The sequence below is a fragment of the Varibaculum sp. C0165D1 genome (genome assembly GCF_056590355.1).
Window position 1 is genome coordinate 1 of sequence record NZ_JBWPVY010000013.1, and the last position, 1,103, is coordinate 1,103.

General features: G+C 52.4%; 1 rRNA gene. It reads left to right on the forward strand.

What is annotated here, in order from left to right:
- Nucleotides 1-1,103: ribosomal RNA gene (locus AC1EKS_RS08950) — 23S ribosomal RNA — on the forward strand; the annotation flags it as partial.

The following is a 1,103-nucleotide window of genomic DNA, read 5'->3' on the forward strand; positions in this document are numbered from 1 at the left end:
GGTCAGAGGTGATGGTGGGGCCTTTTTGGGTCGATAACAGGGTTGGTCTGTGCTGTCTAGAAAAGCTGCGTTGTGAGGTTTTGTTCCGCCCGTACCCGAAACCGACTCTGGTAGTTGGGTAGAGAATACTAAGGCGAGCGAGTGAATCGTGGTTAAGGAACTCGGCAAATTGCCTCCGTAACTTCGGGAGAAGGGGGCCCCACCCCTTGAAGGGCGTTTTCTGTTCTAGGGGGTGTGGGGTGCAATAGCAAGATGGAAGCGACTGTTTATCAAAAACATAGGTGCGTGCGAAGCTGTAAGGCGAGGTATACGCACTGACGCCTGCCCGGTGCCGGAAGGTTAAGAGGAACTGTTAGCATTTTTTGCGAAGCGGTGAATTTAAGCCCCGGTAAACGGCGGTGGTAACTATAACCATCCTAAGGTAGCGAAATTCCTTGTCGGGTAAGTTCCGACCTGCACGAATGGCGTAACGACTTCTGTGCTGTCTTGACCGCGAACTCGGCGAAATTGCATTACGAGTAAAGATGCTCGTTACGCGCAGCAGGACGGAAAGACCCCGGGACCTTTACTATAGCTTGGTATTGGTAGCTGGTTGTGTTTGTGTAGGATAGGTGGGAGATTTTGAAGCAGGAACGCTAGTTTTTGTGGAGTCGGCAAGTGAAATACCACTCTGATGTTGCTGGTTATCTGAACCTGGACCCATTATCTGGGTTAGGGACAGTGCCTGGTGGGTAGTTTAACTGGGGCGGTTGCCTCCTAAATGGTAACGGAGGCGCTCAAAGGTTTCCTCATCCTGGTTGGTAATCAGGGTTTGAGTGTAAGTGCACAAGGAAGCTTGACTGTGACACTGACGGGTGGAGCAGGTACGAAAGTAGGAACTAGTGATCCGGCAATGGCTTATGGAAGCGTTGTCGCTCAACGGATAAAAGGTACCCCGGGGATAACAGGCTGATCTTGCCCAAGAGTCCATATCGACGGCATGGTTTGGCACCTCGATGTCGGCTCGTCGCATCCTGGGGCTGGAGTTGGTCCCAAGGGTTGGGCTGTTCGCCCATTAAAGCGGTACGCGAGCTGGGTTCAGAACGTCGTGAGACAGTTCGGTC